The organism is Paenibacillus apiarius (genome assembly GCF_017052585.1).
Taxonomy (GTDB): Bacteria; Bacillota; Bacilli; order Paenibacillales; family Paenibacillaceae; genus Paenibacillus_B; species Paenibacillus_B apiarius.
In genome coordinates this window covers 1-3117 of the sequence record NZ_JAFFHZ010000003.1, presented here as the reverse complement: position 1 = coordinate 3117, position 3117 = coordinate 1, and the positions used below count along the sequence as shown (strand labels likewise).

Below are 3117 nucleotides of genomic sequence, written 5' to 3'. Positions count from 1 at the left end.
GCTCTCCGCCTTCCAGCTGGCTCAAAATGTACAATCGTTTTTGCGCGGATGAGACGGGATAATAGGCGCTTTCCTCTATGATCGGTATGGACACATACGCGGCCTGGTGTTCCTTGCCCGTGATGACTTCCGCCATTTGCTCAATCGTCGGGTATTGGAAGACCTCCCTCAGGGGCATCTCAATCCCCATCTCTTTGTGCATCTTGGCCACCAAAGTCGTTGCCCGCAACGAATGTCCGCCGATGTCAAAGAAGTGGTCCTTTACGCCCATGCGCGGAAGTCCAAGCACCTCTTGCCAGATTTGCGCGAGCTGCGCTTCCAGCGCGGTGCGCGGAGCCACGTAGTCCGCTCCGGTCTGTATGCTTCCGTCTGGTGCCGGCAGGGCTTTACGGTCAATTTTTCCGTTTGGCGTCAACGGCATGTGCTCCAGCTGCACAAAGCGGGAAGGCACCATGTAGCCCGGCAGCTCCTGCAACAGCGCTTTTCTCAGCTCGCCTGCCGTCAGCTCTTTGTCCGCTACGATTATACGCGCATAAATACTGCTGTCCGTCTCCGTCATCCCGGGCAATCGCGACCGCTTCCTGAACCGAAGCTGTCTTCAACAGCTGCGCCTCAACCTCGCCCAGCTCGATCCGATACCCCCGAATCTTCACCTGATGGTCGATTCGGCCCAAATACTCGATATTGCCATCCGGCAGCCACTTGGCCAGATCCCCCGTCCGGTACATCCGCGCGCCCGGTTCGAACGGGTTGTCCACGAACCTCTCCTCGGTCAGCTCTGGACGGTTCAAGTAACCGCGGGCCACACCCACACCTGAAATGCAAAATTCCCCGGCGATACCGACCGGCAGCAATTGATCGTTCGCATCCACAATATAAACCCGATGATTCGGGATCGGACGGCCGATAGGCACCAGCTTCCCGACCGGAGCAACAGCATTCCCGGCTGGAGCGGCCGTCGTTGCCTGCATATTGTGGTCACAATCGAGTCTTCTGTCGGACCATAGGCGTTAACATACAGCACCCGGTCTTGCCACTGGTGAACCAAGTCCACGGAACTGGCGGAGCCCCCGTGATCAGCTTTTTCAAGCTCGGCAAGTTGCCCGGAGTTAAGGCGGCCGCGTAGGTCGGCGGTAAAATAGCGGCCGTAATGCGATGACGGCTCATATAGCTTTCAAATAACCGAGGATCCAAAATCGTCTCTTTCGCCGGAATATACAACGTCGCGCCCGTAAAGAGCGCCTTGAAAATCTCCCAGCACGACGCATCAAAGGACAAGCTGGCGAATTGGACAACATTGTCCTGTGCTCCGATGTGCAGCGTCTCCTCAAACAGGCGCTTCAGATTGCACAGGCCCCGATGCTCAACCATCACCCCTTTCGGTTTGCCCGTCGTTCCCGACGTATAGATCACATAGGCCAGATGATCCGGCCCGGCAACCGGCTGCAAATTCGATCCGGCTTCACTGTACATTCGTTCGTCATCCAGCATCAACCGTTTTCCCTCAAACGATTCACCCTTCTGCAAATGGCTCTGTGTCAATAACAGCTTGGCTCCCGAATCCTCAAGCATGTAACCAATCCGTTCCTCTGGATATTCCGGGTCCATCGGCACATAGGCGCCTCCAGCTTTCATGATCGCCAAGAGGCCCACGATCATCTCCAGCGAACGCTCGACCAGGAGGCCGACGGGCTGATCCGGCCGTACCCCTTCGGCTCGCAACGTCCGTGCTAATCGATTCGCTTTTGCGTTTCAATTCCGGTACGTCAGGTGGCTTCCCTCATATACGACAGCCGCTTGATCCGGCGTACGCTCCGCCTGTTCCTCAACCAACTGAAGAATCGTCTTGTCTCGCGGATAGTCTGCCGCCGTATCGTTGAAGGTCTCCAGAATCTGCGCTTTCTCCTCCGGGCTGATGATCTCGATCGACGACAGCTTCCTGTGGCGGGTCACTTAGAATGGCGTCTATCACCTGCTTGAAGTGCCCAGCCATCCGCTCGATCGTTTCCTCCTTGTACAGCGAACGCGCGTACTCGATGCTGCCTGCGATTGCCTTCAGCTCCTTCTGTCAAGCTAAATGTCAGGTCAAACTTGGCGATGTCATGTTCGTTCGGGTAAAGCGTACAGGTCAGCCCTTCGATGCTCACTTCGCTTTGCTCTATGTTTTGCAGAACAAACATCGTATCAAAGAGCGGATTGCGGCTCATATCTCTTGACACATCCAGCTTGCTGACCAATTCTTCAAACGGATAGTCTTGATTCTCATAGGCTCTCAGCGTATTTCTTTGACTTCCTGCAATGTACTCCTGGAACGTCTTCTCCCCGCCGGCGCATTGCGCATCGCCAGCGTGTTCACGAACATCCCCAGAAGCGGCTCCAGCTCCGCATGCGTTCTTCCCGCAATCGGCGTTCCCACGATATATCTTCCTGTCCGCTGTACTTGGACAGCAAGGTGGTATAGGCCGCAAGCAAGACCATGTACAGCGTCGTTCCGGTTTGCAGGGCAAGCTGCCTAATTTCTCACTTCTCTGCTTGTCGATCACAAAGCGAAACGTATTTCCGGTAAAGCTTCTGACTCCCGGCCGGGCATAGTCCGCGGGCAGATCGAGGACCGGGATTTCTCCGCCGAACACATCCAGCCAATACGATTCCTGCTTGCTCATCCGTTCGCGCTGCATTTCTTCCTGCTGCCATGCCGCATAATCCTTGTACTGAATGCGAAGCGGCGGCAGCTCCGCTCCCTCGTACAACTGCGCAAACTCCCGCAGGAACAGGCCCATGGAAGCTCCGTCCGAGATGATATGGTGCATGTCAAAAAGCAACAAATGGCGATCCGGCTGCAGTTCGAGGAGTCTCACTCGCAAGAGCGGCGGCTGACGCAGATCAAACGGGCGCATGAACTCCCGAAGGTGAGCGTTCGCTTCCTCTTCATTCACCCGTACGTGCTCCACCGCAAATTCCACGTCCCGGTGTACCCGCTGCACCGCTTCACCGCCGACCAGTTCAAAGCCGGTCCGCAACGTCTCGTGACGACGAATCAGTTGGCGAAACGCTTCCTCCAGCCGCTCCCGATCCAACGCTCCTTCCATTCCAGGACGCCCGGCATATTGTAGCTGA

General features: G+C 56.2%; 3 protein-coding genes and 2 pseudogenes. All 5 read right to left on the bottom strand.

Going from position 1 to position 3117, the window contains the following annotated elements; translation table 11 throughout:
• Positions 1-914 (bottom strand): annotated as a pseudogene (locus tag JSQ80_RS30245) (non-ribosomal peptide synthetase); the annotation flags it as partial.
• Between the two features lie 64 nt (positions 915-978).
• The gene (locus JSQ80_RS29645; protein WP_272491225.1) at positions 979-1722 is read right to left on the bottom strand and encodes an AMP-binding protein; all 744 of its coding nucleotides are present in this window, start codon (positions 1720-1722) and stop codon (positions 979-981) included.
• A gap of 30 nt (positions 1723-1752) precedes the next feature.
• Complete coding sequence (locus JSQ80_RS29640) at positions 1753-1953, bottom strand: hypothetical protein (RefSeq protein WP_272491224.1); 201 nt, start codon at positions 1951-1953, stop codon at positions 1753-1755.
• Positions 1950-2468, bottom strand: coding sequence for a condensation domain-containing protein (locus JSQ80_RS30240; RefSeq protein ID WP_472850245.1), 519 nt, complete (start codon positions 2466-2468; stop codon positions 1950-1952). The genes JSQ80_RS29640 and JSQ80_RS30240 overlap by 4 nt, the downstream gene beginning before the upstream one ends.
• Positions 2353-3089, bottom strand: a pseudogene (locus tag JSQ80_RS30235) (condensation domain-containing protein). The gene JSQ80_RS30240 and the pseudogene JSQ80_RS30235 overlap by 116 nt, the downstream one beginning before the upstream one ends.
• Positions 3090-3117 lie beyond the last annotated feature (28 nt).